6 protein-coding genes are annotated in these 6,215 nt (G+C 67.3%); 5 read left to right on the top strand and 1 reads right to left on the bottom strand.

Annotated features, from left to right (window positions below; genetic code table 11):
* The coding region (locus tag LPC04_RS22525; RefSeq protein WP_275684535.1) for a carbohydrate porin at positions 1-228 on the bottom strand (228 nt) is incomplete at its 3' end.
* Positions 229-619: 391 nt separating this feature from the next.
* Here LPC04_RS22525 and LPC04_RS22520 point away from each other — a divergent pair.
* From LPC04_RS22520 to dalD, 5 genes are all read left to right on the top strand, one after another.
* Positions 620-1,942, top strand: a complete 1,323-nt coding sequence (locus tag LPC04_RS22520) for an ABC transporter substrate-binding protein (protein WP_275684534.1) — start codon at positions 620-622, stop codon at positions 1,940-1,942.
* Between the two features lie 87 nt (positions 1,943-2,029).
* Positions 2,030-2,887 (top strand): carbohydrate ABC transporter permease, encoded by an 858-nt coding sequence (locus LPC04_RS22515; protein ID WP_275684533.1) that lies wholly within the window; start codon positions 2,030-2,032, stop codon positions 2,885-2,887.
* 2 nt (positions 2,888-2,889) lie between these two features.
* Positions 2,890-3,726 carry a carbohydrate ABC transporter permease gene (locus LPC04_RS22510; protein ID WP_275684532.1) on the top strand — a complete coding sequence of 279 codons (837 nt, stop codon included), beginning with the start codon at positions 2,890-2,892 and terminating at the stop codon, positions 3,724-3,726.
* A gap of 9 nt (positions 3,727-3,735) precedes the next feature.
* Positions 3,736-4,764, top strand: a complete 1,029-nt coding sequence (locus LPC04_RS22505; RefSeq protein WP_275684531.1) for an ABC transporter ATP-binding protein — start codon at positions 3,736-3,738, stop codon at positions 4,762-4,764.
* 22 nt (positions 4,765-4,786) lie between these two features.
* Positions 4,787-6,196: a D-arabinitol 4-dehydrogenase gene (gene dalD, locus LPC04_RS22500; RefSeq protein WP_275684530.1), complete on the top strand. Its 1,410-nt coding sequence runs from the start codon at positions 4,787-4,789 to the stop codon at positions 6,194-6,196.
* Positions 6,197-6,215 lie beyond the last annotated feature (19 nt).

Below are 6,215 nucleotides of genomic sequence, written 5' to 3'. Positions count from 1 at the left end.
CATGGCCTGGGCGAGCTGGAACTCGCCGTAGAAGTCGCACTCGTTGCCGAGGCGGTACTTGAACTCGCCGATGCCGTAGCACTGGCGCGACTTGCCAGAGACGCTGGTGGCCGCGGGGCCGCCGCGCATGTAGCCGGTCCAGTCGACGGCCTGCGCCGCGGTCGCGGCCATCAGCGCGCCGCAGGCCGCGGCGAGGGTGGCGATCCGATACGGTGTCGGGGTATGCATGGTGTCTCCTGTGTTTGTCGGTGGGCGCCGCGCGCGCGCTCGCTCGAGCGCCGCACGGTGCCGACAGCGTAGGAAGGAGCGCGGCGCGGCGCTGCTACTCGACGAGCCGATCCCGATACCTTCTTGCACGCGGGTGCCTGGGTTTTCCCATCCCGCGCCCGCGTGAACGAATGCGCGAGGCGCGGCCTGCTTCAATACTTTGTTGCCGAATGCATCGCTCGCTGCGGCGCAGCATGCACGGTGGGTATCGACGATCTACAGGAAAACCCTCAAGTTTTCGTGCAAGAAAGTATCGGCATTCGCGACCGAGGTACCACTCGGGTCTTGCCGGAATGCCGACACTGGGCCGTGCCGCAGATCGACGGCGCCTCACGAAAATACAGGAGACAAAATGACGCGCAACTCTCTTCCCGTGCTGGGCCTGAGCCTGGCCGTGTCTCTGGCCGTGTCCGCCCCGCTGGCGGCGAACGCGACCGACATCGTCGTGGCCACCGTGAACAACGGCCACATGATCGAGATGCAGAAGCTCACGCACTACTTCGAGCAGGCCAACCCGGACATCCATGTGAAGTGGGTGACGCTGGAAGAGGGCGTGCTGCGCCAGCGCATGACCACCGACATCACCACGCAGGGCGGCCAGTTCGACGTGATGACGATCGGCATGTACGAGACCCCGATCTGGGGCAAGAAGGGCTGGCTGCAGGAAATCAAGCCCGACGCCAGCTACGACGTCGACGACCTGCTGCCCGCCATCCGCAGCGGCCTGTCGGCCGACGGCAAGCTGTACGCGGCGCCGTTCTACGGCGAGAGCTCGATGCTGATGTACCGCAGCGACCTCGCGCAGAAGGCCGGCATCACGTTCGCCGAGCGCCCGACCTGGGACCAGGTGCGCGACGCCGCGGCCAAGATGAACGACCCCAAGGCCGGCATCTACGGCATCTGCCTGCGCGGCAAGCCGGGCTGGGGCGACAACATGGCCTTCCTCACGACGCTGGTCAACTCGTACGGCGGCCAGTGGTTCGACATGTCGTGGAAGCCGCAGCTCGACTCCAAGCCCTGGCATGACGCGATCACGTTCTACGTCGACCTGTTGAAGAAGTACGGCCCGCCCGGCTCGTCGGCCAACAGCTTCAACGAGATCCTCGCGCTGTACAACGAAGGCAAGTGCGCGATGTGGGACGACGCGACCATCGCGGCGTCGTTCATCACCGACCCGAAGCAGAGCAAGGTGGCCGACAAGGTGGCCTTCGCGCAGGCGCCGCAGCAGGCGACCGCCAAGGGCGCGAACTGGCTGTGGGCGTGGGCGCTGGCGGTGCCGGTGAGCACGAAGAATTCGGCCGCGGCGCAGAAGTTCGTGAACTGGGCGACGTCCAAGGCCTACATCGAGCTGGTCGCCAAGGAGGAGGGCTGGGCCCACGTGCCGACCGGCACGCGCAAGTCGACCTACGCCAACGCGCAGTTCCTCGCCGCCGCCAAGTTCGCGCCGGCCGAGGAAAAGGCCATCGCGAGCGCGAACCCGAACGATTCGACGCTGCCCAAGAGCCCGTACACCGGCGTGCAGTTCGCGGCGATCCCCGAGTTCCAGTCGATCGGCGTCACGGTGGGCCAGCAGATGAGCGCGGCACTCGCGGGCAAGGAGACGGTCGACGCGGCGCTCAAGGCCTCGCAGCTCGCCGCGGAGCGCGAGCTGAAGAAGAGCGGCCGCCTGAAGTGACCGCCTGATGAGCGGCATGGCGGCGTGCGCGGCACGTCGCCGGCCGCGCCTTTGCCGGATACCCCGCAACGTGTCCGAAAGACTCCCATGAGATCAATCGCCCGGCTGCTGCTTGCGCCCGCCGTCGGCTCGCTCTTCCTCTGGATGATCGTGCCGCTGGCGATGACCCTGTACTTCTCGGTCATCCGCTACAACCTGATGGAACCCGGCGAGCACGCGTTCATCGGGCTCGAGAACTTCCGCTTCTTCGTCACCGACCCGTCGTTCGGCACGGCCATCGTCAACACGCTGCTGCTGCTTGGCAGCGTCATCGTGATCACGGTGGTGCTGGGCGTGCTGATCGCGCTGCTGGTCAACGAGCCGTTCCCTGGCCAGGGCGTGGTGCGCGTGCTGCTGATCTCGCCGTTCTTCGTGATGCCCACCGTCAATGCGCTCCTTTGGAAGCACATGATGATGAATCCGATCTACGGCGTGCTGGCGCAGGTGTGGCGCGCGTTCGGGCTGACGCCGATCGACTGGCTCAGCGACTGGCCGCTGCTGTCGGTGATCATCATGGTGGCCTGGCAATGGCTGCCGTTCGCGATCCTGATCTTCATCACCTCGCTGCAGGGCATGAACCGCGAGCAGCTGGAGGCCGCGCGCATGGACGGCGCGACCTGGTTCCAGCAGTTCCGCTTCCTCGTGCTGCCGCATCTCGGGCGTTCGATCGCGGTGGTCGTGATGATCGAGATGATCTTCCTGCTGTCGGTCTTCGCCGAGATCTCGACGACCACCGGCGGCGGACCCGGCGACGCGTCCACCAACATCGCCTACCTGATCTTCAAGCAGGCGCTGCTGGGCTTCGACGTCGGCGTGGCCTCGGCTGGCGCGCTGTTCGCGGTGGTGCTGGCCAACATCGCCGCGGCCTTCCTCATCCGCCTCGTCGGCAAGAACATGGAGCGGTGATCATGGACTTCACTACACCCGGCGGCCAGAGAATCGCCCTCGCGATCCGCAGCGTCGCGGCCTGGCTCGTCGCGCTGCTGATCTTCTTCCCGATCCTGTTCATGCTGGTGACGTCGTTCAAGACCGAGCTGCAGGCGATCGCCGTGCCGTCGGTCTGGATCTTCACGCCGACGCTGGACAACTTCACGCACGTGCAGGAGCGCAGCGACTACCTGCTGTACGCGAAGAACTCGCTGATCACCAGCGTCGTGTCGACCGTCGTCGGCCTGCTCATCGCGGCACCCGCCGCGTATTCGATGGCGTTCTTCCCGACCAGGCGCACCAAGGACATCCTGATGTGGATGCTGTCGACGAAGATGATGCCGGCCGTCGGCGCGCTGGTACCGGTCTACGTATTGGCGCAGGGCACGCACACGCTGGACACCAAGTTCGCGCTGATCGTCGTGTTCATGCTCAGCAACCTGCCGCTCATGGTGTGGATGCTGTACTCGCACTTCAAGGACATCCCGCCCGAGATCCTCGAGGCCGCGCGCATGGACGGCGCGACGCTCGCCTCCGAGTTCCGCCACGTGATCCTGCCGCTGGCCATGGGCGGCATCGCGTCCACCGGCCTGCTGTGCCTGGTGCTGGCGTGGAACGAGGCGTTCTGGTCGCTCAACCTCACGGCCGCGAACGCCGGCACGCTGGCCGCGCTGATCGCGTCGTATTCCAGTCCGGAAGGCCTGTTCTGGTCCAAGCTGTCCGCGGCCTCGGTGCTGGCCATCGCGCCGATCGTCGTGTTCGGCTGGTTCAGCCAGAAGCAGCTCGTGCAGGGCCTCACCTTCGGTGCCGTCAAGTAAGGATTCGAGATGACATTCCTCCAACTCAAGGGCGTCGTGAAGCAGTTCGGCGAGGTGCGCACGATCAAGGGCGTCGACCTGTCGATCTCGCGCGGCCAGTTCACCGTGTTCGTCGGACCCTCGGGCTGCGGCAAGTCCACGCTGCTGCGCCTGATCGCGGGCCTGGAGACGCTCACCGAAGGCAGCATCTCGCTGGACGGCCGCGACATCACGCGACTGCCGTCGGCGCAGCGCGACCTCGCGATGGTGTTCCAGAGCTACGCGCTCTATCCGCACATGAGCGTCGCCGACAACATGAGCTTCTCGCTGCGGCTCGCCAAGGCCGACCCGGCGGTGATCAAGAAGAAGGTCGACCGCGCCGCCGAGATCCTCAACCTCGGCCAATACCTGCATCGCCTGCCGCGCGAGCTTTCGGGCGGCCAGCGCCAGCGCGTGGCGATCGGGCGCGCGATCGTGCGCGAGCCGAAGATCTTCCTCTTCGACGAGCCGCTGTCCAACCTCGACGCCGCGCTGCGCGGCCAGACGCGCGTGGAGATCGCCAAGCTGCACCGCGAGCTCGGCGCGACGACGATCTACGTGACGCACGACCAGGTCGAGGCGATGACGCTGGCCGACCAGGTGGTCGTGCTGCGCGACGGCGCGATCGAGCAGGTCGGCTCGCCGCTGACGCTCTACGACAAGCCCGCCAACCGCTTCGTCGCGCAGTTCATCGGCACGCCGCAGATGAACGTCGTCGAGCGCGCGGAGCTGCCGCCGGCCAGCGTTAGCGTCGCCAGCGCGGCCTTCGTCGGCATCCGGCCCGAAGATCTGCGCCTGACCGAGCCCGGCCAGGGCCAGATCGCGGCGCAGGTCGAGCTCGTCGAGGCGCTCGGCGCCGAGACGCTCGTCTACCTGCACACGCCCCGCGGGGCGCAGATCGTGCTGCGCCAGAACGCGCGCACGACGCTCGTGGCGGGCGACAACGTCGGCGTCGACGTCGAGCTCGGCCACCTGCACTGGTTCGACGCGAGCGGCAAGCTCATCGCGGCCGCCCACTGAATTTCGCCGAGAGTTCCGCACCATGACTTCCCCGACCGACGGGCGCCTGCGCCTGCTGCACCTGGGCCTCGGCTCGTTCCATCGCGCGCACCAGGCGGTCTACATGCACCACCTGATGCAGTCCGGCGACACACGCTGGCAATGCGCCGGCGCCAACGTGCGGCCGGACATGGCCGACACCATCGCGGCGCTGCAGCACCAGGGCGGCGCGTACACGCTCGAGACGGTGTCGCCGCACGGCGAGCGCAAGCTCGAGAAGATCACCTCGATCACCGAGGTCATCGCGTACGAGCCGTCGCTCGCGCGCGTGCTCGAGCTCGGCGCCGATCCGGCGACGCGCATCGTGTCGTTCACGGTCACCGAGGCGGGCTACGCGCTCGATCACCAGGGCGAGCTGGACCTGAAGCATCCGGAGGTCGTCAGCGATCTCGCCGGCGCGACGAAGGCGACGATCTACGGCATCGCCGCGGCGATCCTGCGCGCGCGCCGCGCCGCGAACGCGGGCGCGCTGACATTCATGAACTGCGACAACCTGCGCCACAACGGCGACCACTTCCGCAAGAACCTGCGCGCCTTCGTCACCGCGTCGGGCGATGCTGGCCTGCTCGCATGGATGGAGGCGAACACGACCTGCCCGAACGCGATGGTCGACCGCATCACGCCGCGTCCGGCGGCCGACATGAAGGCGCGCGTCGCGAAGGAGGCCGGCTGGGACGACCAGGCGCCGCTGATGGCCGAGTCCTTCATCCAGTGGGTGATCGAGGATCGCTTCGCCGCGGGCCGACCCGAGTGGGAGAAGGTCGGCGTCGAGATGACCGGCGACGTGCAGCCCTACGAGGAAGCCAAGATCCGCATCCTCAACGCGAGCCACAGTGCGATCGCCTGGGCCGGCGCGCTGCGCGGGCTGACGTTCATCCACGAAGGAACGCTCGAGCCGAGCATCCGCAACATCGCGGCCGACTACGTCACCAACGACGTGATCCCGTGCCTGACGCAGCCCGGCGAGGCGAGCCCGGTCGACCTGCCGACGTATCGCGACGTCGTGCTCGACCGCTTCTCGAACCCGGCGATCGCCGACACCAACCAGCGCGTCGCCGCCGACGGCTTCGCCAAGATCCCGGGCTTCATCCTGCCGACGATCCGCGAGCGCCTGGCGCGCGGCGAGAGCATCGCGTCGGTGGCGCGCCTGCCCGCGCTGTTCCTGAGCTTCCTGCAGCGCTGGCACCTGGGCCGGCTGCCGTTCCAGTACCAGGACCAGGCGATGGTGCCGGAGCGCGCGCATGCGATCTGCGAGGCGATCGACCCGCTGGCCGAGTTCGTCGCCGACGCCTCGCTGTGGGGCGAACTGGCGGGCAATCCCCAGCTGAAGGACGCCATCGCGGCGGCGCGCATGGATCTCCATGGGATCCTCGGCGACGCCGCAATGAGTTAATGTTGCATTAATAATAAGC

It is taken from the genome of Scleromatobacter humisilvae, assembly GCF_023231945.1.
Classification (GTDB): Bacteria; Pseudomonadota; Gammaproteobacteria; order Burkholderiales; family Burkholderiaceae_C; genus Scleromatobacter; species Scleromatobacter humisilvae.
Note: the sequence above shows the minus strand (reverse complement) of the source record. Positions and strands in the feature narration are given on the sequence as shown.